Origin of the sequence: Nocardia sp. NPDC049737 (assembly GCF_040674755.1) — a bacterium.
In the GTDB taxonomy this organism is placed as follows: Bacteria; Actinomycetota; Actinomycetes; order Mycobacteriales; family Mycobacteriaceae; genus Nocardia.
In genome coordinates this window covers 1-22266 of the sequence record NZ_JBFANH010000015.1, presented here as the reverse complement: position 1 = coordinate 22266, position 22266 = coordinate 1, and the positions used below count along the sequence as shown (strand labels likewise).

Annotated in this window: 21 protein-coding genes and 1 pseudogene; 9 read left to right on the top strand and 13 right to left on the bottom strand. The window is 64.6% G+C overall.

Going from position 1 to position 22266, the window contains the following annotated elements; translation table 11 throughout:
- Positions 1-50 precede the first annotated feature (50 nt).
- On the bottom strand, positions 51-710 hold the full coding sequence (locus tag AB0J47_RS20705) for a response regulator transcription factor (RefSeq protein ID WP_364347978.1): 660 nt from the start codon (positions 708-710) through the stop codon (positions 51-53).
- Positions 711-780: 70 nt separating this feature from the next.
- Complete coding sequence (locus AB0J47_RS20700) at positions 781-1959, bottom strand: histidine kinase (RefSeq protein ID WP_364347975.1); 1179 nt, start codon at positions 1957-1959, stop codon at positions 781-783.
- Between the two features lie 55 nt (positions 1960-2014).
- On the opposite strand from AB0J47_RS20700, the gene AB0J47_RS20695 reads away from it, so the two are divergent.
- A complete protein-coding gene (locus AB0J47_RS20695) occupies positions 2015-2782 on the top strand; it encodes a TSUP family transporter (RefSeq protein ID WP_364347972.1) in 768 nt (255 codons plus the stop codon).
- A gap of 5 nt (positions 2783-2787) precedes the next feature.
- Here AB0J47_RS20695 and AB0J47_RS20690 read toward each other — a convergent pair whose 3' ends face one another.
- Both AB0J47_RS20690 and AB0J47_RS20685 read right to left on the bottom strand, forming a co-directional pair.
- Positions 2788-3441 carry a helix-turn-helix domain-containing protein gene (locus tag AB0J47_RS20690; RefSeq protein WP_364347969.1) on the bottom strand — a complete coding sequence of 218 codons (654 nt, stop codon included), beginning with the start codon at positions 3439-3441 and terminating at the stop codon, positions 2788-2790.
- Between the two features lie 76 nt (positions 3442-3517).
- Positions 3518-3841, bottom strand: a complete 324-nt coding sequence (locus AB0J47_RS20685; RefSeq protein ID WP_364348445.1) for a helix-turn-helix domain-containing protein — start codon at positions 3839-3841, stop codon at positions 3518-3520.
- Positions 3842-3927: 86 nt separating this feature from the next.
- Here AB0J47_RS20685 and AB0J47_RS20680 point away from each other — a divergent pair, with 86 nt between their 5' ends.
- From AB0J47_RS20680 to AB0J47_RS20670, 3 genes are all read left to right on the top strand, one after another.
- Positions 3928-4695: a glucose 1-dehydrogenase gene (locus AB0J47_RS20680; protein WP_364347966.1), complete on the top strand. Its 768-nt coding sequence runs from the start codon at positions 3928-3930 to the stop codon at positions 4693-4695.
- A gap of 111 nt (positions 4696-4806) precedes the next feature.
- Positions 4807-6336, top strand: a complete 1530-nt coding sequence (locus AB0J47_RS20675; RefSeq protein ID WP_364347963.1) for a TldD/PmbA family protein — start codon at positions 4807-4809, stop codon at positions 6334-6336.
- Positions 6337-6344: 8 nt separating this feature from the next.
- The gene (locus tag AB0J47_RS20670; RefSeq protein WP_364348442.1) at positions 6345-7736 is read left to right on the top strand and encodes a TldD/PmbA family protein; all 1392 of its coding nucleotides are present in this window, start codon (positions 6345-6347) and stop codon (positions 7734-7736) included.
- Here AB0J47_RS20670 and AB0J47_RS20665 read toward each other — a convergent pair whose 3' ends face one another.
- On the bottom strand, positions 7737-8120 hold the full coding sequence (locus tag AB0J47_RS20665) for a PPOX class F420-dependent oxidoreductase (protein WP_364347960.1): 384 nt from the start codon (positions 8118-8120) through the stop codon (positions 7737-7739).
- Positions 8121-8164: 44 nt separating this feature from the next.
- A complete protein-coding gene (locus tag AB0J47_RS20660) occupies positions 8165-8713 on the bottom strand; it encodes a PadR family transcriptional regulator (protein ID WP_364347957.1) in 549 nt (182 codons plus the stop codon).
- A 108-nt stretch (positions 8714-8821) separates the two neighbouring features.
- Here AB0J47_RS20660 and AB0J47_RS20655 point away from each other — a divergent pair, with 108 nt between their 5' ends.
- Positions 8822-9544, top strand: a complete 723-nt coding sequence (locus tag AB0J47_RS20655; protein ID WP_364347954.1) for a glyoxalase — start codon at positions 8822-8824, stop codon at positions 9542-9544.
- Between the two features lie 6 nt (positions 9545-9550).
- On the opposite strand, the gene map is transcribed toward AB0J47_RS20655, so the two are convergent.
- Positions 9551-10315, bottom strand: a complete 765-nt coding sequence (map, locus tag AB0J47_RS20650) for a type I methionyl aminopeptidase (RefSeq protein WP_364347951.1) — start codon at positions 10313-10315, stop codon at positions 9551-9553.
- A 195-nt stretch (positions 10316-10510) separates the two neighbouring features.
- Here map and AB0J47_RS20645 point away from each other — a divergent pair, with 195 nt between their 5' ends.
- From AB0J47_RS20645 to AB0J47_RS20630, 4 genes are all read left to right on the top strand, one after another.
- A complete protein-coding gene (locus AB0J47_RS20645) occupies positions 10511-12139 on the top strand; it encodes a hypothetical protein (RefSeq protein ID WP_364347948.1) in 1629 nt (542 codons plus the stop codon).
- Positions 12140-12524: 385 nt separating this feature from the next.
- A complete protein-coding gene (locus AB0J47_RS20640) occupies positions 12525-13697 on the top strand; it encodes an aminoglycoside phosphotransferase family protein (RefSeq protein WP_364347945.1) in 1173 nt (390 codons plus the stop codon).
- 373 nt (positions 13698-14070) lie between these two features.
- Positions 14071-15288: a cytochrome P450 gene (locus AB0J47_RS20635; protein ID WP_364348439.1), complete on the top strand. Its 1218-nt coding sequence runs from the start codon at positions 14071-14073 to the stop codon at positions 15286-15288.
- 62 nt (positions 15289-15350) lie between these two features.
- On the top strand, positions 15351-15614 hold the full coding sequence (locus AB0J47_RS20630; RefSeq protein ID WP_364347942.1) for a helix-turn-helix transcriptional regulator: 264 nt from the start codon (positions 15351-15353) through the stop codon (positions 15612-15614).
- A gap of 1 nt (position 15615) precedes the next feature.
- Here AB0J47_RS20630 and AB0J47_RS20625 read toward each other — a convergent pair whose 3' ends face one another.
- The 6 genes and pseudogenes from AB0J47_RS20625 to AB0J47_RS20600 form a co-directional block, all read right to left on the bottom strand.
- Positions 15616-15993 (bottom strand): PPOX class F420-dependent oxidoreductase, encoded by a 378-nt coding sequence (locus tag AB0J47_RS20625; protein ID WP_364347939.1) that lies wholly within the window; start codon positions 15991-15993, stop codon positions 15616-15618.
- Positions 15994-16101: 108 nt separating this feature from the next.
- On the bottom strand, positions 16102-17268 hold the full coding sequence (locus AB0J47_RS20620) for an epoxide hydrolase family protein (RefSeq protein ID WP_364347936.1): 1167 nt from the start codon (positions 17266-17268) through the stop codon (positions 16102-16104).
- Between the two features lie 159 nt (positions 17269-17427).
- On the bottom strand, positions 17428-18594 hold the full coding sequence (locus tag AB0J47_RS20615; RefSeq protein ID WP_364347933.1) for a lipase family protein: 1167 nt from the start codon (positions 18592-18594) through the stop codon (positions 17428-17430).
- A gap of 782 nt (positions 18595-19376) precedes the next feature.
- A complete protein-coding gene (locus AB0J47_RS20610; RefSeq protein WP_364347930.1) occupies positions 19377-20270 on the bottom strand; it encodes a class I SAM-dependent methyltransferase in 894 nt (297 codons plus the stop codon).
- 316 nt (positions 20271-20586) lie between these two features.
- Positions 20587-21729: an Mrp/NBP35 family ATP-binding protein gene (locus tag AB0J47_RS20605; protein WP_364347927.1), complete on the bottom strand. Its 1143-nt coding sequence runs from the start codon at positions 21727-21729 to the stop codon at positions 20587-20589.
- 30 nt (positions 21730-21759) lie between these two features.
- Positions 21760-22266: pseudogene (locus AB0J47_RS20600) on the bottom strand (pyridine nucleotide-disulfide oxidoreductase); the annotation flags it as partial.

The following is a 22266-nucleotide window of genomic DNA, read 5'->3' as shown; positions in this document are numbered from 1 at the left end:
TCGCGCGGTTCGATTTTTCTCCCGATCCAGCCTGATAGCTGGCTGAGACCTCAGCCGCCCGGCCGCACCAACCCGGTTTCGTAGGCCAGTACTACGGCTTGAACCCGGTCGCGCAGACCGAGTTTCGTCAGCACCCGCCCGACGTGCGTCTTGACGGTGGCCTCGGATAGGTACAACTGCTCGGCGATCTCGGCATTGGACCGCCCCGCCGCGATCTGCTCGAGCACCTCGCGTTCACGCGCGGTCAGCACCTCGAGTATCGCCGGATCCCGCATGCCACCGGGGTCGTCGGCGATGAGCCGGTCCAGCAGTCGCTTGGTCACCTTCGGCGACACCACCGCGTCACCGCCCGCCACACTTCGGATCGCCGAGACCAGATCCTCGGGCGGCGTGTCCTTCAACAGGAATCCGCTCGCGCCAGCTCGCAGCGCACCCAATGCGTGTTCATCGAGATCGAAGGTCGTCATGACCAGCACCTTGCAGCCGTCACCGGCCTCGACGATACGCTGCGTGGCCGATACCCCGTCGACGACCGGCATCCGCACATCCATCAGCACCACATCCGGCCGCATCTCCTTGGCCCGGGATATCGCGGCCGCCCCGTTCTCGGCCTCCCCGATCACCTCGATGTCCGGGTGCGCACCGAGCACCATCTTCAACCCCATGCGCATGAGTTCCTGATCATCGACAACGAGAACGGTAATCGGCACGTCCCTAATCTATCGGCATCGTCCAGCGTGTTTTTCGCACAGTGCGGGCGGCCGCGAAACAGGCCTGCGGCTAACCGTTTTCGTTTCCGCGCACCAGCGGGATAGTCGCGTATACCCGCCACGCGCCATCGGATGTGCGGCCCGCTTCGAGCGTGCCGCCGAGTACGGCGATGCGTTCACGCATGCCGACCAATCCCATACCACCGCCGACTATCGGGCTCGCGGCCTGCTCCTGCACGGGAACCCCGCCGGTATCGGTGACTTCGATGGCCACATCGGTTTCGCGGCGCTGCACGCGCACCCACGCCTTCGGGTGCGAGCCCGCGTGGCGCAGCGTATTGGTCAGCGATTCCGCCACGATGCGGTGCGTGCCGAGACTCACCTCCGGGGCGATATCGTCCAACTCGCCGGTCATTTCGAGTTCCACCGCGAGTCCGGTATCGCGCATCATCTCGACCACCTTCGCCAGGCCCGCGGTTCCGTGCTGCGGCAACTGATCCGGAGCATGCTCGATGCGCAGCAGCGCGACGGTCCGCCGCAATTCCCGCAAGGCCTCGCGACCGGTGCTCGCGATCGTGGTCAAGGCTCGTTCGGCCGAGTCAGGATCGCGGCGCAGTGCGTACTTCGCCCCGTCGGCCTGCACGATGATCACACTCACCGCATGGGCGACGACATCGTGCAGTTCGCGGGCGATGCGGGTGCGTTCGGCGGCGACGGCATCGTGCGCGCGGCGTTCCCGGTCGTAGTCGGCGACCGCCAGCCGCGCCGCCACCTCTTGGTCATAGGCGTGGCGCGCGCCGATGAACTCGGCCAGCGTCCAGCACAGCGCGTAGAACATCGCGGTGAAGATCAGATCAGATCCGGATGGCTTGTGTAACAAGAAAAATGAGCTGGTGCAGTCGGCGATCAGGCCGAGCGCGTACCAAAGTCCTTCCTTGCGACCGACATACGCGACCAGCGTGTACAGCATGATGCCGAGCCCGAGCAGCGCGATGTGGTCGGCGTTGTCCTCGGACGCGTAGCTCACCAACGTCGAGGCGATCGATAGTCCGAGCATCGCGGCCGCCATGGCTCGCGGGTACAGCCGCCGAAACGCCACCGGTGCCGGCAAAAGCACCCCGATTCCGAGGTAGGCCAGCTTGCTATCGGAATTGCCGACCCCGAGAATCTCGAGCAGCATCAGTACGGCGGCCAGCATCGAGTCCGAGATGAGGGGCTTGCCGCGAAGCCACAGACTGAACCGGCGCACGACCATCAGCCTAGGTGCGGACGGGCCCGATCCAACCATCTGGTTGGCTGGCCGGGTGGATTTTGCAGACTGGGCGGCCTTGCTAACGGCCGCGACCGCCGCGGGCTGGGTTGATGCGGTGGTCGGCGGCGGCGGATTGATCATTCTCCCGACACTGTTCTTGGTCGCACCGGGCATCGCACCACAGACCGCACTCGGCACCAATAAGCTCGCCGCGGTCGCGGGCACCAGCGCATCGGTCATCACATTCGCGCGCAAAGTTCCCATGCGGTGGCGCACGCTGCTGCCAGCAGCGGCGATCGCGGCGGTCACCGCAGCGACCGGCGCGGCAGCGGTATCCCTGATCGATCGCGACCTGTTCATCCCGATCGTGATGGTGGTGCTGGTCGGCGTCGCGGTGTTCGTCACGCTACGCCCGTCGATCGGCATCACCCTGGCCACGCACCCACCGACGCGGCGCAAGTTCGTCCTCGTGATCGCCCTGGCCGCCGGGTTGATCGGGTTCTACGATGGACTGCTCGGCCCCGGCACGGGCACCTTTCTGATCATTACCTTCGCCACCCTGCTCGGTACCGAATTCGTGCGCGCGGCCGCGATGGCGAAGGTGATCAACTGCGGATCCAATTTCGGCGCGCTGATCTTCTTCGGCGTCACCGGCCACATTATGTTCGCGCTGGGCGCGGCCATGGCGGTCGGCAATGTGGCGGGCGCGATCATCGGCTCGCACATGGCCTTACGCAAGGGCGGGGAGTTCGTGCGCGTGGTACTGCTGGTGGTTGTCACCGGCATGGTGATCCGGTTGGGCTGGCAGCAATTCGGGTGAGGCGATCAGTGCATAGGTCCGGCATGCATCTTGGCATTCGAGGCGAGCCAGGGCTGCAGCACCCGTGAGGTCGTTTCGTGGATCTGGCGGTGCAACCGCTCGCCGTCCACTCCGGCCACCGGACTCTGGAACAACACCGTCAACGCACCGGAGACCGCTCCGACCACGGCACCGACCAATGCGGCGGCGCCGACATCGTCCAATTCGGCGGGAAATGCCATATGCAACTGCCTCGCGATCTCCCGCTGCGCGACCAGTTGCGCATGCGCGGCCCGTCCGCTGACCGCGGGCACGGTGCGCGACACCTGTGCGCGCAGTGCGGCAATGCGCGCACTCAGGTCATCGACGAGGTGTTCACCTGGATTGTCGCCGGCCGCCCGCAACGCGCGCAGCAGCACCTCCACCGGCCGCTCGCCGGGCCGACGACTCGCGATGGCCGCCACCGCGGCGCGCACCCGTTCGTCCTGTTCCGGGAAGAGCAACTCTTCCTTGCTGGCAAAGTAGTTGAAGAAGGTCCGGGTGCCGACCTCGGCCGCGGCGGCGATGTCGGCCACCGTGGTTTCCTCATAACCTCTGTTCTCGAAAAGTTCGACGGCTGCCTCGAGGAGGGCACGGCGGGTACGTTCCCGTTTGCGATCACGGAGGGCGGATGGCGGCACGCGGGCACAGTACGGCATAACCCGACTTGGGTACGGTAACCACGACTTTCGCGCGCGCCATGCTGCCAAACCGTGATCAAATTCGAGTCGCGTGCGATTCATCCCGGCGGGCCGCGTCGATCACCGAATCCAGCAAACCCGGGAATCGGGCGTCGAGATCGTCACGGCGCAACGACTGCAAGGTTTCCCGGCCGGCCGGACGTTGCCAGATGATGCCCGCATCGCGCAGCACCCGATAGTGGTGTGTCAGATTCGATTTGGGCACACCGTCCACGATCGAACCGCAGGTGTGTTCCGCCCCATCCGCGAGGACGCGAACGATCTGCAGCCGCAATGGATTTCCCAGTGCGGCGAACACATTCGCCAACTCGATCCGATCCCGCTCGGGATGTGCCGTCATCACGCGGAGCAGATTACTCGATTGTTGACATACAGTCGAACTGTTCATATGTTATCGAACTATTCAACTGTATGAGAGGTCGTGCCATGCCGAGCAATTCCCGATTCGACGACAAGATCGCGCTGATCACCGGCGGAACCAGCGGTATGGGGTTGGCCACCGCGCGCAGGTTGCTCGACGAGGGTGGGCGGGTTGCCATCACCGGGCGTGACAAGTCCCGCTTGGACGCCGCGGTCGAAGAGCTGAACGGTGGCGATCGCGTCCTCGGGATACCCGGCGACGCAGCGAATCTCGCCGATCTGGCGGCGTTGACGACCGCGATCCGGGACCGTTACGGACGCTTGGACGTGGTTTTCGCCAATGCGGGTGTCGGTTCATTCCAGGCGGTCGCCGATATCACCGAGGCCGAGTTCTACCGAGTCGTCGATATCAATTTCAAGGCCGCGTTCTTCACCATCCAGCAGACCGTCCCCATGCTGGCCGATGGCGGCACGATCGTGATCAACGCATCATTCGCATTGCACCGGGGCGGGCCCGGCGCGGCGCTTTACTCGGCGACCAAAGCGGCGGTGCACAACCTGGCTCGGACATTGGCGGCCGAACTGGCACCCAGGCGAATCCGGGTCAACTCGGTGAGCCCGGGTTACACGGGGACTCCCGCGTTCTATGCGGAAGCGTCGCCGGAGGTACAGGCCGCCGCCATCTCCACAGTGGCGGCCGGGCGCATCGGAACCTCGGAAGAAGTCGCCGCAGCAGTCGCCTTTCTCGCCTCCGACGAGGCGTCATACATCAATGGACAGGACCTGCTCATCGATGGCGGACTCGTCGCCGCCACCCCTGCGGCCATGGTCTAGAACTGCGCCGCTGGGCATATCGTGCGGCATTGCAGTCGATGCATGTCCGCAAGGTCTGCGTCAACGCATCGGAAGCGGCGCTCATCAGCGCGACCGACTAGGTTGGGTCTGGTGAGCATCGCGACTTCCAAGGACGTGGACGCCGAATTCCTTGCGTTACCACTGCACGCGCTCGCCGACGCTGCCCTGTCCGCGGCGCGTGCGGCGGGCGCGCAGCACGCCGATCTGCGGGTGCATCGACTGGTCACCCAGTCGATCCGACTGCGCGATGGGCGGGTCGAGGCGATCAGCAATGCCACCGACCTCGGCTTCGCCGTGCGCGTGATCGTCGACGGCACCTGGGGTTTCGCTTCACATGCCGCGCTCACCCCGGAGACCGCTGCCGAGCTGGCGCGGCGGGCGGTCACGGTGGCGACGACCCTGCGCGCCCTCAATCGTGAGCGCGTCGAACTCGCCGACGAGCCGCGATACGACAATGTGCATTGGATTTCGGCCTACCACCTGGACCCGTTCACGGTTCCGACCGCCGATAAGGTCGCTGTGCTGCAGGACTATTCGAGCCGCCTGTCGGCCGCCGACGGTGTCGATCACGTCACCGCCTCGGTACTGCAGGTCAAGGAGCAGACCTTCTACGCCGACACCGCGGGTTCCGCGATCACGCAGCAGCGCGTGCGCCTGCATCCGCAGCTCGAGGCGATCACCGTGGACGCGGCGGCGGGTGTTTTCGAGACCATGCGCACCCTCGCCGCACCGGCCGGACGCGGGTGGGAGTACGTCACCGGCGCGGACGGAATCTGGGACTGGAGTGCGGAACTCGCGCAGATCCCGGGTTGGCTGGCCGAGAAGGTGAAGGCGCCCAGCGTCGAGGCGGGCCCCACCGACCTGGTGATCGACCCGACCAACCTGTGGCTGACCATCCACGAATCCATCGGCCACGCCACCGAATACGACCGCGCCATCGGCTACGAATCGGCCTACGCGGGTACCTCGTTCGCGACCCCTGAAAAGCTCGGCACCCTGAAGTACGGAACGCCGATCATGCACGTCACCGGTGACCGCACCGAGGTGCACGGTCTGGCCTCGGTCGGCTATGACGACGAGGGCGTCGCCGGACAGCGCTGGGATCTGGTGCGCGACGGAATTCTGGTCGGCTATCAACTCGACCGAGTCTTCGCCCCCCGCCTGGGCCTCGAACGCTCCAACGGCTGCTCTTACGCGGACTCACCCCACCATGTGCCGATCCAGCGCATGGCCAATGTCTCGCTGCAACCGGACCCCGAAAACGACACCAGCACTGCCGAACTCATCTCGCGGGTGGAGAACGGCATCTATATCGTCGGCGACAAGTCGTGGTCGATCGATATGCAGCGCTACAACTTCCAGTTCACCGGCCAACGGTTCTTCCGCATTCGCGACGGCAAGCTCGACGGCCAGCTGCGCGATGTCGCCTACCAGGCCACCACCACCGACTTCTGGGGTGCGATGGAGGCAGTCGGCGGTCCGTCCACTTGGCGCCTCGGCGGCGCGTTCAACTGCGGTAAGGCCCAACCCGGTCAGGTCGCCGCGGTCAGCCACGGCTGCCCGTCGATCCTGGTGCGCGGCATCAACATTCTCAACACCCGGACGGAGGCAGGTCAGTGATCGAGGTGATGATGCCCGCAGGGGCGGTCGTCGAGCAGGCGCTGGCACTCTCGCACGCGGACGAGGCGATGGTCATCGTCACCGATGCACACGAGGCATCGCTGCGCTGGGCGGGCAACTCGATGACTACCAATGGCTCCTCGATTTCCCGGGACTGGGCGGTCATTTCGATCTTCCGCGACGGCCCGAACTCCGCGCGCGTCGGCAGCGTCAGCTCCACCAGTGTCGACCCGGCGGAGATCGAGGCGGTGGTCCGCGCCAGCGAGACGGCGGCCCGCACCGCCGAACCCGCGAAGGATGCGATGCCGCTGCTGACGCCGGATTCAGATGGTCTGCCGGACGCCGGGAGTGAGTGGGCGGCCGCACCCGGCAGCACCGGGATCGAAATCTTCACCGACCTCGCACGCGACCTGGCAGGCGGATTCGACGGCGCTGATCGGCTCTACGGTTTCGCCTACCACCAGATGCATACGACGTGGCTGGGTACCTCCACCGGTATTCGCCGGCGCTTCGTGCAGCCGACCGGTTCGGTGGAGATCAATGGAAAGCGTGGCGAGGGTGCGGATCTCGCGAGTGCGTGGGTCGGTGTCGGCACCGCGGACTTCGCCGATGTCGACGTACCCGCGCTGCTCACCGAATTGTCGCGGCGCTTGGATTGGTCCAAGCGCCGGGTCGAGTTGCCTGCGGGTCGCTATGAAACCCTGCTGCCGCCCTCGGCGGTCGCGGACCTGATGATCTATCTGGCGTGGTCCATGGAGGGCCGTGGCGCACACGAGGGGCACAGTGCTTTCGCCACGGCGGGTGGCACTCGAATCGGTGAGCGGCTCAGCGATATTCCCTTGACGCTGTATTCCGATCCAAGCGCGGGCGGACTCGAATATCGTCCGTTCGTGGCGACTTCGTCGTCCTCGGAATCGCTGTCGGTCTTCGACAACGGTCTTGCGGCCCGGCGCGTGGACTGGCTGCGCGACGGCGTCATCGAATCGCTGGTCTATCCGCGTGCGACCGCGGCCGAATTCGACGCTCCCACCACGGTTCCCGGTGAGAATCTACTGCTGACCGGCGGCTCCGGCGCGAGCATCGAGGCGATGATCGCCGATACCGAGCGCGGCCTACTGCTCACCACGCTCTGGTATATCCGCGAGGTCGATCCCGCGACCTTGCTGCTCACCGGTCTCACCCGTGACGGTGTCTATCTGGTCGAGAACGGCGAAGTCACCGCCGCGGTCAACAACTTCCGCTTCAACGAAAGCCCCATCGACCTGCTGCGCCGCACCACCGAAGCGGGTGCCACCGAAACCACCCTGCCCCGTGAATGGAAGGACTGGTTCACCCGAACCGCCATGCCGCCCTTGCGCATCCCGGACTTCCACATGTCCTCGGTGAGCCAGGCGACCTGATTACCCGACAGGGGTGATCTCGAGGCCGATGGTGCCGGACTTGCCGCGGCGAATACTGCTCGCGGTCACCAGAATCGGGCCGAGGAGCCAGTACTTCTTCTTGATCAGCTTGCGCACCCGTTCGGTTTCGGCGGCATCGAGCACCCGGCCGGTGCCTTCGATGACTTCACCGCGCGGCTTACCCGACGGGTTGCACGCCTGGAGGGTGACGGCGGGATTGTTGCGCAGCCGCTTGACCTTCCAGCTGTTGGTTTCGGTCCACACATACAGCTTGCCGTCGTCCTCGGCGGCCCAGACGGCGGTGCCGACCGGTGTGCCGTCCTTGCGGAAGGTGGTCAGCAGCACGTAGTCGGCCTTGCCGACCGCACCCAGCGTGTTGGTCATGCGGGCAGCCTATCCGCCATCTGACCAGCGGGCGCGACCTGCCACTAGTCCGACATCCGGTATTCACCCGCCTCCAGGCGCTCGAGCACGCCACCGGTCCAGTTCGACAGGTTGTCGAACACGCCGCTCCACAGCTCGAGTAGATCGGTGGCATGCGGCGGTTCGTGCCGGCCGGGGAAGCTCGGGATCATGGCGAGCAGATCGTCGCGAACCGCCGCGGCATTGCGACGTTGTTCGCGCAACCTCTCGATGACGTGCGCCCGTGGCAGCGCGTCCATGAACGCGATACCCGCACCGAGTTCTTCCATATCGACGCTGACCAGCGCCTCGTCCATGAGCTTGCGGAACTCGGCCTCCCCCGCCTCGGTCAGTTCGAACAGCGTCCGCCCCGGCCCCTCGGTACTCCCCTGGGTTCCGAACGCACTCAATTTGCCTTCCTGCGTCAGCTGTTTCAGCGCGTGATAGATCGACCCCGGCTTCACATTTGTCCAGGTTTCGGCACGCCAGGACAGCAGTTCGCGACGCACGGCGTAGCCATAGGTGGGCTGACGCAACCGCATCACGCCGAGGACGAGCAGACGCACAGCCGACATTCGGATATCCCTTCTCCCGAAACGCCATACTACTCAAATTTGACTTCCAGCATTTCACCGCCCTAACCTCGGGTACTCAAAATTGATTACCGCGATAAGGCAGGGGCGATGACAAGCAATACAGCGGTTCCGGTGTTGTGGAGCGGCGATCTGAAGGACACCCTCGACTTCTATCGAACGCTGGGCTATACGGTGACCCACGAGCAGACCAGGCCATACGCCTACGGCGCGATCGAGGCCAATGGTTGCGCGGTCCATTTCGCAGCCGCACCGCCGAGCATCGAACTCCCCACTGAACAGGTCGGCTGCCTGATCATGCTCGACGATGTCGCCGAGCGACACGGCGCATTCACCGCGGCACTACGCAAGCGCTACGGGAAGGTCCCCGCGAAGGGTTGCCCGCGCATCACCCGATTCCGCCCCGGCCAAAGCAGATTCAGCGTGGTCGACCCGGTGGGCAATACCATCATCTACATCCAGCGCGATGAGCCCGAAGACGTCGAGTACGGCGGTTCCCGCGAACTCGACGGCCTGGCAAGGGTTTTGGACAATGCCCGGATCCTGCGCGATTTCAAGAATGACGATGCGACGGCGGTCCGGGTACTCGAGGTCGGTCTCCGTCGCTACGGCGCGCAAGCATCGGCCGTCGATAAGGCGCGTGTGCTTGCGGCACTGGCCGAATTGGCCGTCGCCACCGGCGATTCCGAGCGGGCAGAGAAGTTGCGCGCCGAACTCAGGGCCATACCACTGTCGAAAGCCGAATGCGCGAGTGTCGCGGCCGAGCTGCGCGCCGCTACCGATCTCGCGGATTGGCTATCCGAAACGGATTGAGTTTGGTTATGCGGCGGTCAGCACCTGCGGCCCGTCCGCGGTGATCGCGACCGTATGCTCGGAATGCGCGGTCCGCGAACCATCCGCCGAGCGGATCGTCCAGCCATCCGGATCGGTATAGATCCGGTCGGTCGTGCGCGCGAACCACGGTTCGATCGCAATGGTCAAACCTGGTCGCAGCACATACCCGCGGCCCGCACGTCCCGCATTCGGCACATGCGGATCCTCGTGCATCGTTCGACCTAGCCCGTGGCCGCCGAATTCGGTATTCACCGGATAGCCATTTGCCCGCGCTACCTGCGCGATGGCGGCGGAGATATCGCCGATACGATTGCCGGGCAAGGCAACCGCGATCGCGGCCGCCAGCGCATCCTCGGTGGCCTTGATCAGCCGCAGATCCTCCGCATCCGCGGTGCCGACGATCGTGCTGGTGGCCGAATCGGCGACCCACCCGTCGATGCCCAGCGCCAGGTCCATACTCAGCACATCACCATCGCGCAGCGCGTAGTCGAATGGAAGTCCATGCAGGACAGCATCATTCACCGAGAGGCAGATGGTATTGCGGAACGGACCACGCCCGAACGACGGCGCATAGTCCCAATAGCACGACACCGCGCCGCGCTCCCGAATCCGCTGCTGCACATGCTCTTCCAGCTCCAGCAGATTCACCCCGACGCGAGCCAGCGCACGCAGTTCCGTCAGGATCTCGGCGACGAAGCGCCCCGCCACCCGCATGCGTTCGATCTCTCCCGGCGACTTCAACTCCACCATGACCAACCTCCACCTCGGTATTTTAATACCAAGCATAGGTGATCGGTATAAAAATACCAATCACCTCGCGTGACCAGGCAATGTGTTATGTTCGCGAACGCGAAAGAGCACTGGTTTGTTTCGTTGTTCGCCGCCCCGAGCGGCATGCGTTCCGCCCGATCGACTCCCCCGATAGCGAACGTTGAGGAGCAAGCGATGAGCCCCCGCCGCAAGGCACTCGTAATCGCCGTCGCACTGGCCGTGGCAATGGCAACCCCCGCCTGCGGCAGCGATTCGGCGAAGAACGAGAACCAGTCGGGCACCGCCGCAGGCCCCGCGCGCAACCCCTACCTCGCCGCCGCGACCTATGGGCTCACCCATATCGATCCGGGCCAATCCGATACCTTCCCGTACCCAACGCCGCAGGGCGAATTCCATATCGACCCGAAGCAGCAGCAGCGCATCACCTCGGGACCGGTCAACATCATGACGCTCGCCGCCACCGATCCAGACCACATGTGGGTCTCCTCCACCCAGGGCGTGGTCTATGCCCAGGTCGGCAATGACATGTTCCACGAGATCGCCCGCGCGGACGCACCGGGTGTGAAACCCTTGGCGCCGCAAGCACTCGACCAGGTACTCGACCAGAACTTCACCGACGCAGGTCAGGTCGACGCCGCCGTGCACAACGACTGGGGTGTCGATTGGACACGCATCGCCAACGGCGTCTACAGCCTCGTCGACAAGGACAATCGGGTCTATTACGTCACGCAGAACGCGCAGATCGTCGTGTTCGGCTTGACGAATGCGAACAATCCCGAAGCGGGCGTACGGATTCTGCGCACCCTCGACTTCAAACCCTGGCTGGGCACCGGTCCCGGTCTCGGCGGTCAACCAGAATCCATCGTCGGCCTGAATATGACCTATGACGGCAAATTGGCCGTGCTCAGCACCCGCGGGCTATCGATTATCGACCGCAGCCTGCAGGGCGAACCGCAGCAGGTCCACTTCGGCGCCGACGAGGTGGTGTCCAATGCGATGGCCGTGGACGACAAAGGCGGGATCTACGCCGCCTCCGACAAAATCATGCGCAAGGTCGTCTGGACCGGATCCAAACTCTCGACCGCCGCCACCGACGGCGCGTGGGCATCACCCTACGATTTCGGGCAGCAGCCGCCCGCGGTGAAGTTCGGCATCGGCACCGGTTCGACACCCACGCTCATGGGCTACGGCAATGACGACCGGCTCGTGGTGCTCACCGACGGCGCCAACCGGATGAAACTGGTCGCGTTCTGGCGCGACGCCATTCCCGAAGGGTTCCAACCGAAGCCGGGCACCGCATCCAATCGGATCGCCGACCAGATCCAGGTGACGGCCGGTCTGAATCCACAGCCCGAATTCATCCAGAGCGAGCAGTCGGTCGCGGTGGACGGCTATGGCGCATTCGTGGTCAACAATGCACGGCCGCAAGGCGCACCGGACCGGCTCGTCGACGTGCTCGCGGGCGGTCCGGTATTCGCGCCACCGTCGGGTATCGAGCGGTTCCAATGGGATCCGGCCAACCACAGCTGGTCATCGGTGTGGTCGCGTGCCGATGTGGTCTCCACGAGCATGGTGCCCACCGAGAGCAGCAAATCCGGCGTAGTTTTCGTCAACGGCTACACCAAGGCCGACGGCTGGGAGGTGACCGGCCTGGACTGGAAAACCGGAAAGACCGTGCACCGCACCATCTTCGGACAGAGCAATCTCGGGAACGGCGCCTACGCGCTGGTCGAGTTCTTTCCGAATGGGGATCTGCTGTTCAACAGTGTCGGCGGACCCTTCCGGGTGAAGTACAACAGTTGAGCTTTGCAGTATTTGATACCACTCGTAGGCAGGCCACCTCGTCTGACGCACGTTTTTCTGCGGCCTCACATGTGGCGTCACTCGCCGATGCCTTCGATGCGCCACAACCGCCGATCCGGCAGATTCGCCAGCTGTGGCCGGTACTTGCGCCTCGGTAAAGCCGGAGTCCGACGACGATGAACGCACACCAACCGCGACATACCCGCGCCCGGGACCATGCTGCCGGCGCGGGCGATGCAGGGCCTGCGCCGACGAGCGGGAGACTTGGGCAACGTCCTTGTCGTACAACGTCTTCCGGAATTATGGGGTAGTGTCTGCGGGCCCCGGCCGCTCGCGGCCAGCTGCTCGGGACAGTGTTGTCGTACTCCGGAATCGAGGCAAGCGCGTGAACCACAAGCTCTGGTTGCTCAGGCGATCCGCCACGGTCAGTGCTCATATACTGGGCGAGAAGATCACCCGCCCGAAAGCGCGGTCCATCGAGGATGTCCCGGTTTCTGGCGAAGAAATCACGCCCGAGTGGCTGACAGCGGTCCTGTGTCGCGATGTTCCCGATGCCGAGGTGCTGTCGTTCGACACGTCCAACGGCAGCCGCGGCACGTCCACCCGGGTCGCGATCCAGGTCGACTACAACGAGGTGGGCACCCAGGCGGGATTGCCCACGGAGCTGTTCGCGAAGACGACTACGGCCTTCAGCCAGCGCATACTGCTCGGCGGCGGCAAGATGATCGAGGGAGAGACCCGCTTCTTCCGGGACTTTCGGCCGCGAGTCGAGATGGAGGCGCCGATCGGCTACTGGGGCGCCTCCGATCCGTCGTCGTGGCGGTCGATCGCGCTCATGGAGGATATCGTCGCAACGCGAGGTGCCGTGTTCAGCGAGCCGACCGCCCCCATCGCCCGCGACCAGATCGAAGATCTGATCCGCAATCTCGCCCGGTTACACGGCACATTCTGGGAGGACTCGTCTATCGCGGTCCTCAACACCCCGTCCTACATGCTCGACGCTTATCTCGCCGCGATTGATATGAAGAAGCGCTGTGAGGTCGGCCTGCGCCGGGCGGAAGAGGTCGTTCCCGATGCCTTGCACGGGCAGAGCGAGCGGTTGTGGGCGGGTGTCGAACGGGCCATCGCGATCGCGACCGACGACGTTCCCGCGACCCTGTTACACGGCGACCCACACATCGGGCAAACCTACAAGACTCGCGACGGGCAAATGGGGTATGTGGACTGGCAGGTGGTGATGCGTGGCGGGTGGGCGCACGATTTCGCCTATGCCGTCAACTCCGGATGTGAGCCCGAGGACCGGCGTGCGTGGGACCGCGAACTGTTGGAGGCATACCTGGACGAGCTCGGGCACGCCGGCGGCGAGGTGCCGTCGTTCGACGACGCCTGGCTGCTGTATCGGCAGCAGTCCATGTTCGCCTACGCGGCATGGGCTTTCACGATCGGCCGTGCCGCGTATCAACCCAAGATGCAATCGACCGAAACATGCCTGACGCTGTTGAAGCGCATCACCGCCGCGATCGACGATCACGATTCGTTGGGAGCCCTCGGCGTCTAGTCCCGCCGAGACGGGTGCGGTACTTGCGCAGCGTCAGGTCCGCACCCGACCATCGCGGCGTGTCTGCCTCGGCAGTCCATGCGCATCGCCGACTACCGCACTTTCGTAGTCGCCGGCCTGAAGCTCAGGTGCGTGAAGAGATTCTGCCGGAATGGTTTCCAGTGCCTTGCTGTCCGCTATGCCATTGACCGGTTCCTGCCGAGGCGGCAGGATTACTGCGCTCTCCGGAGCAGCGGCTCGGCCCAGCGCAGTCCACAGCAACCTGCAATACGAACAGTCTGGAGTCTTCTTCTTGAGTACGCCGCAGTCCCAGGTGCGCCCGCAGTCGTGCCCGGTCATCCACGGCTCGCCAATCGCTTCCGACGGCCCGCGAATGCCGCTGCACTCGCCGGAGTTCGCCGCCGATCCGCACCACGCATACCGTGAAATGCGAAGACAGTACGGCTCTTTGGCGCCGGTCGAACTGGCGCCCGGCGTGCCCGCCACGCTGGTGATCGGCTACAACGCCGCAGTGCGAATTCTCAACGATCCCGATCACTTCCCGGCCGATCCGCGCGCCTGGCAGAAGACGGTCCCCGCCGATTGCCCGATCCTCCCGCTGCTGGAATGGCGTCCCATGGCCAGCAGAAGCACCGGGACCGAGTTCGTGCGGTATCGGCAGGCGATCAGCGCGAGCATCGACGCCGTGGATCTCTACGCCATGCACGACATCGTGGAGGACATCGCGACCCCCCTGATCAACAGCTTCTGCCAGAACGGCCGCGCGGAGCTGATCAGCCAGTACGTTTACCCGCTGGTGTTCGAAGTCGTCAATTCCATGCTCGGCTGCCCGCCGGAGATCGGGCAGCAGGTCGCCGCCGGCACGGCCGCGTTGCTCGAGGGGGTCGATGCCGAGAAGGGCAGCCAGATGCTCGGCGCGGCACTGATGAATCTGGTGACCCTCAAACGAACGGAGCCCGGGGACGACATCACCTCGGTCCTGCAACAGCATCCGGCCGCGCTGGATGACGTGGAGGTGTCGCACCATGTTTCGCAGGTCTACGGCACTGGCATCGAGTTCGAACTGAACCTGATCGTTAATACCCTTCTGCTGATCCTCACCGACAATCGTTTCGGTGACAGTGTCCTGGGCGGCAATCTGTCCTCGCGGGAGGCCTTGGATGAGGTGTTGTTCGATGACCCGCCGCTGGCGAACCTGCTCATCACCTACCCTCGCCAGCCGATCCTTGTCGACGGCGTGTGGCTGCCTGCCAATCAGCCGGTCGTCATCAGCATGGCCGCCTGCAACAACGATCCTTCGATCCGCACCGATGACCTGGCAGGCAATCGCTCCCACCTGGCTTGGGGTATCGGCCCACACGCCTGCCCCGCGCAATCCCTGGCCTACTTGATCGCTCAGGATGCCATCGACCAGCTCCTCGATGCCCTGCCCGAAATCCGGCTCGACGTACCGGACGGCACGCCGACATGGCGGCCGGGCCCATTCCACCGGGCACTGACGGAACTGCCGGTCACCTTTCCACCCGCCCCTCCTTTGAACGCGCACCTCGAACCCGTGCGTCCACCTGACCCGCACGCAACCAGACGCTAGAGGTCGGGTGAAGTACAACGGTTGAGCTTGCGGTATTTAAATACCGTCCATAGTCTGGACGCATGGTCCGACTTCCGCTGACTCCCGCCCAGGTCGAGGCCGGTCGCCGCCTCGGAGCCCGACTGCGTGCCGCGCGCGCCGATCGCGAACCCGCTCGTATTGCTCAGGCGGCCGGAATCTCACCGGAAACGCTGCGCAAGATCGAGACCGGACGGCTACCGACGCCCGCATTCGGGACGATCGTGTCGCTGGCGGCGGCCCTGGAGATTCCGCTGCAGGAACTCGCCGACACCTGGCGCTCGGCGAGCCTCGCGGAATCGGCCTGACCTACGCCGGTGTAATCGCGATCCCCACCGAGCCGTCCGCGCCCCTGAACAGCTTGTGCAGGCGAATCAGCACGGTGCCGATGATCCCGTATTTGCGTGAGACGAGATCACGCACCCGCTGCGTTCCCACCGCATCCAGCAGCTCGGCCTTGCCCGCGACCTTCTCCTCGCTCTTCGGGTGGCCGCGGCCGTCGCATATCTGCAGTGTCACCGCCGGATTGCGGCGGATCCGCTTGACCTTCCAGGTCTTCGGGTTGGTCCACACCACAATCCGCTCACCGTCCGGAGCCACCCACACGGGGGTACCGGCCGGTGTGCCATCTTTCCGGTAAGTGGTCAGCAGGGCGTAACTGCTCGTGCTCACTTCGTTCCAAGTCATACCGAAACGGTAGGCCGGTGCGATCGCCGCTACATCCGTATACGGACAGACTCGCCCCTACGCCTGACGACGTAATGGGGCGAGCCGGCGCCCGCCCATTACACCTGCTCAGCCGCGATAGGCCCAGAAGAACGTTCGGATATCGCCCACGAGGAGTTGCGGCTGTTCCAGCGCCGCGAAATGACCGCCCTCCACGTATTCGCTGAAGTGCTCTATATACCCTTCCGTGTTCATCACCCGACGCATCAATGGATCGGTATTGAATACCGCCCACCCCTGCGGCACGCCCGACGATGCCACCCAATCCAAATCGGAATGTGCTGTCTCCCAAAGGAATTGAGCGGCCGAAGCGCCACTGCGGGTGAACCAGTAGACGCTGATATTGGTCAGCAGCAGGTCACGGTCGACCGCCTCGCCGGTTGCGCGGGCCGGATCGGTCCAGACCTGGAATTTCTCCGCGATCCACGCCAGTTGCGCAATCGGAGAATCGGTCAGCGCGGCGGCAATGGCATTGGGCTGGGTGGTCTGCAGGACCAGGTAACCCTTCTGTTGATTCCACCGGGCCCGCGCGGCCTCGATGGCGGCGAGTTCGTCCTCGGTCAAACCCTCGGGCATCGGCAGCTGCTCCCCCACCAGACCGAGCGAGCCCCGGTCACTGTTCACATGCGTCGCAATGACCCGCTCCGGATGCGTGGCGGCCAGACGCCCGGTCACGCCCGCACCGATATCACCGCCCTGGGCGACGAACTTCTCGTAGCCGAGCCGAGCCATGAGCTCGGCGAAAGCCTCGGTGGTGCGCGCCAACTCCCATCCGGCCGAGGCGAGCGGTGTGGAGAAACCGAAACCCGGCAACGACGGAATCACGACATGAAACGCATCCGCCGAATCCCCACCGTGCGCACGCGGATCGGTCAACGGCCCGATCAGCTCGAGGAACTCGACTACCGAACTCGGATACCCATGCGTAATCAGCAGCGGCACCGCATCCGGCTCGGGCGACCGGACATGGAAGAAATGGATGATCTGCCCATTGATCTCGGTCGTGAACTGGTCATACGCATTGAGCTTCGCCTCCTGCGCCCGCCAGTCGAACCCGTTGCGCCAATACTCGGCCAGCTCCCGCAGGTAATCCGGCGCAATCCCACGCCCCCAATCGGATTCGGTACCGGGCACCGCATGCGGCAAACGCGCGCTCGCGAGCCGCGCACGCAGCTCGTCGAGCTCGGCTTGCGGAATGTCGATCCGGAAGGGGCGAATAGTCGCTGTTTTCGTCATGAGGACCACTCTGGACCCCATTGCGGAAGACCTGCTTCCGCAATGGGGTCCGAATTCGTTGAGCTTCCCTTCTCAGCCAGTTCGTGGGTGAGGGGGCGGCTCACACGAAGAGCGGGATGAACACCTCGATATCGACCCCGTCAGGATCTGATAGGGATATCAGCAGGCGACAGGCGCGGGCTCTCCGTGAACCCGGCCGTTGAGCCACCGCAGTACCTCAGGGGCGCCCGCTGCCGCCGCGGACAAATGCTCGGGCACCGACACCACCTCGGTCTGCAGTTGCACGCCGGCATTGCACCAGCGGCGGTTGGTTATGTTGATGGCATCGACCGTAATCAGCGGGTCGCTCGGCGAATGCCATTCGAACATGGGAATTTCCGGCACCGCAGGGTAGAGCTCCAGACTGTTGTCCTCCGCCACCGTCCGGGCTTCGGGCCTGTCGAAGACCGAAGTGCTGGTGACGAACTCACGCGCGCTGCCGTTGGCTCCGATGGCGAGGATCTCATTGGTGCAGCGATTGGCCATGGCGTCACGCAGCGCGATGCCACGCGGGTTCAGATACAAGCTGGTCGGCATTTCGTTCGGATATTCCCGCTCCAGACCGATTGCCGTCGCCATGGCCAGGCCGAAGGCCGGGTGCGACTCGAGGCCCAACGCCTGCGCCATCGTCACCAAATTCACCGGGACACCGCCGATGGCCGCGCCCGTGATCCGCAACTCAGCCGCATACGAGGGCTGCAGCACTGCCGCCCATGCAGTGGCCAGGCCGCCGCCGGAGTAGCCCGCCATCGCGACAGGACTGCGCTGCACCGCGAGTTCGGGCAGATGTTTCGCCGCCCGGATACCGTCCAACACGATGTGGCCACCCAAATGCCCCGCTCCGAGAGCGAACTGCGGTCCGAGATGGTCCGGCATCGCGATACTCCACCCCTGCTGCAGCATGACGTTCAACATCGAGGCCGTCGCCGCCAGATTCACATCGCCGTTGTACAGCGTGTGCGATACCGCGCAGCCGGTGCCCAGCGAATTGATGAAATGCTGATATGACAGCAACGGCCCGTCGGGATGGTGGCCGAAGGGGGTAAGAATCGTGGTAGTCGCCGCGATCGGCCCGCCGTGCGAGTCGGTCGACCGGAATTTGACCATTGTGGCGGTGGCGCCAGGGAAGAGGGGCACCGGCGGCATTGCCCGCACGTCGAGGACGTCGCCGGGTTGGTGCGCGCCCAGATCCGCCGGCGCGGCGTAGAACGGGTCGGGATCGGGCACCGGATACAGCGGTTCTGCGGTTGCCGTCGTCGCCAGCATCAGCGCGAGTGCAACACCCAATGCACCGAGGGCAGCGGCCAAACCGCCGCACCGGCTGCGGGGGATTCGAAGATGAAACGGACGAGTCACGACCTTGACCTCCACGGATTGTCGCGGCATTAGTGCCAAGCAAGGCTGAATCCAAATCCCATCGCCGGCAAATCTACAGCGACACACTCGAGGAAAGAGTCGAATACGCCGAAAATGACACTTCGGGGCGAGAACGCGTGGATCTCGGACACTGCCCGCTCATGGCTCGCCGAACCAGGTTCGACGGACGCGGCCCCAGCACAATGCGATGCCGTTCGATGTACGGGCCCAAGCCGAGCGGGCTCCACCTCCCAGGGGCATGGGTCCGCATACGCGCCGACACCGGGCCGCTGGTATCGCTGCGCGCACGCGCCACCGGCGATCAACTGGCATTCGTTCGGCAAGAAGCGAATCTGGGGCAATCATCTCTACTGCCGCATGCGGCGTTCAGGTCGACCGCTCGCGAGGTGGATGTCGTCGATCTCGACGAGGCCATACATAACGCGATGCTGCCCATAGGGTTGCCTGTAGGTGCGACGCCCCCGTGGGCGCCGCATGATCACCGGTGCAGCTCGGCAACGGATACGTCCACGCCCGGTCAGTTCTGTCCCGGCGGTGATCCCACCAGCGGCGAGTTGCTCGGTGAATCTCCAGCCGTAGGCCGTTCGCCGGTAGCGATCGTGGTAGATCGCATCGTTCAAATGTGAACTGCCGCTTCGCAACCGGTCGAATTCGCAGATGTGGACGCGGCCGGAGACGGTGTCGCCGCCGAATCAGAACGGCTTGACAGCCGTCAGATATCGCGTGCTGTCGAACATTTGCGCCAGCGGCTCCGCGACCGGTGCCACGGGACGGTTGTAGCGTTCGGCCAGTTCCCGCAGGCGCAGGGATGAGGTGGTCCACCCGCGGGCGGCGAGCAATTCAGCCGGATCGGTGCGTTCGTCGGTGTAGAACAGTGACGCGAGGTCGACCTTGCCGAACGGAGTGTCTTTCAAGTGTTCCGACTCCTGCTCGGCGATACGGGCGATATCGACTCCCTTGCCGACAGTCTCCACCGCCACCTTGCTACCGGGCACCGAAAGCTGACCGATCCGTGCGAACAAGGCATCCTGTGCGACGCCTGGCAGGTATGGCAGCAGCCCCTCCGCCGACCATGCGGTGGGCGAGGTCGGATCGAAGCCCGCCTCGACGAGCGCCGCAGGCCAGTCGCCTCGCAGATCGACGGCCACCTCACGCCGATCCGATCGCGGCACGGCGCCGGATTCGGTGAGCACCTGACGTTTGAACTCCAGCACTTTGGGCTGGTCGATCTCGAATACAACCGCGCCCGGCGGCCAATCCAGCCGGTAGGCCCTGGCATCCAGCCCGGCAGCCAGAATCACCGCCTGGGTCACCGCGTCCGCCGCCGGGGACAGGAAGAATTCGTCGAAGAACCTGCTTCGATATCCGATGAATCCAGAGGTGAACGGGATCTGCGCCCACAGCGTCGGATCGTTGATCAGTCGGTTCATGTCCGAATCGCCGGATGCCACCACGAACTGGGCGGCGTACTCGTCATGGACGAGGGCATCGGGCCGTTTCGTCTCGATAGCGCGTGCGGCCGCGACACCGAGTGCTGTCATGCCGACGCTGCTCACAATGTCCCAGGTATCGCCTTCGGTACGCATAATGCTGTCCCCTCGAAGTGTCCTGATTGCCATGGCTGACAAGTCGGAATCCGGGATAACGCTCGAGCGAGGAAGCGGAGCCCTCTTGTTCGGCGTGGCAAATATGCTGCTGTCGATGGGCAGAGCTGGTTACGAACTCGATCATACGACCGCGTCTTCGGGAACACGGCTACCGCGTGCTACGGGTGGTCGGCAGGGGCTCGAAGCTCGACCCATGAGGTGACCTCGTCGAGTGGCACCAGACCGGATCGAAACCGGATCACGGCTGTCATACAACCGCACAAGGTGTGATCGCGTCCATTCCGCGATAGCGAAATCAGCCGGTCGGATGCACCGCCAGGCTCATCCGTGCGATGCCGCGAGGCCTGTCGGTCAATGTGGTCGCGATAGCGCGGAACGTTGCCGAAGTGGTCGATTCCGGATCGGTGATCACCATCGGTATGCCCTGATCTCCCGTGGCGCATACGTCGGGATCGAACGGGATCTGGCCGAGTAGCGGACAATTCACACCGAGGATCGCGGTGAGCCGCTCGCCGACCAGCGCGCCGCCACCGGAGCCGAAGAGCGCCTGCCGAGAACCGTCGGGCCCATCGAACCAGGACATGTTCTCGACCACCCCGGCCACCCGCTGTTTCGTTTGGGCCGCGACGGCACCAGCCCGTTCCGCGATTCGGGCCGCTGTCTGCTGGGGTGTCGTGACGACGAGCAACTCTGCCGTCGGCAGCATCTGGGCCAGCGAGATCGCGATATCGCCGGTGCCAGGCGGCAGGTCGACCAGCAGGACGTCGAGATCACCCCAATAGACATCGACGAGGAACTGCCGCAACGCGCGGTGCAGCATCGGGCCGCGCCAGACAACCGGCTCGTTGCCCTCGACGAACATGCCGATCGAAATGACCTTGATGCCGTGCGCGGCGGGTGGCATCAATATTCGGTCCACCGCCGTGGGGCGCGCATCGACACCCATCATGGCGGGAATCGAATGGCCGTGGATATCGGCGTCGAGAATGCCGACGCGTAACCCATCTGCCGCCATGGCAGCGGCGAGATTCACAGTGACACTGGACTTTCCGACACCGCCTTTACCCGATACGACGCAGTAGACACGCGTGAGTGAACCGGGCTGCGCAAAGGGGATCACCGGCTCGTCATCACCGCGAATCCGCCGGCGCAGCGCGGTGCGCTGTTCGTCGGTCATGACGCCGAATTCGACTGTTACGGAACTGGTTCCAGGAATCTTTAGCACCGCCTCCCGGATATCTCGGACCATACGCTCGCGCAGCGGACAGGCCGCCACGGTGAGCAGAATTCCAACACTGACGTGATTCGCGGCGTCGATAGCGATCGATGCGACCATATCCAGTTCGGTGATCGGGCGGTGTATTTCCGGATCCTCGACGAGGCTCAACGCCTGCCGAATCCCCTCTTCCGTCAAAGGTTGCGTGGCAGTGATCGACATGGATGACCCGGCTTTCTCGAGAAGGTTAGATCAGGCGAAGCTGGCGCGCAGCATGTCCGCGCGTTCGACGACCTTGACGCGCTCGCGGCCCTCCGGCTCGCCGAGGGCGCGCTCATGGGCGTCGAGGCGATACCAGCCCTGCCAGGTGGTGAAGGGGATGCCCTTGCCCGTCAAGAAATCGATGACCGCCTCCGGTGCGGGATCCTTTGCGCCCGAGAGCCTCTCGCGGTCATCGAGCAGGCAGGCCACGGTCTCGTTGGCATCGCCCTTGGTATGGCCGATCAATCCGAGCGGACCGCGCTTGATCCAGCCGGTGACGTAAACACCAGGCATGAAACGCGCGGCGCCGTCTGCGCCTTCGTCGACCAGCACCCGGCCCGCCTCGTTCGGGACCACACCCGCGTGATCATCGAACGGCAGCTTCGCGATGCTCTGCGACAGATAGCCGACGGCGCGGTAGACCGCTTGGATGTCCCAGTCCTTGAACACGCCGGTGCCCTTGACATTGCCGGTGCCGTCGAGCTGGGTGCGCTCGGT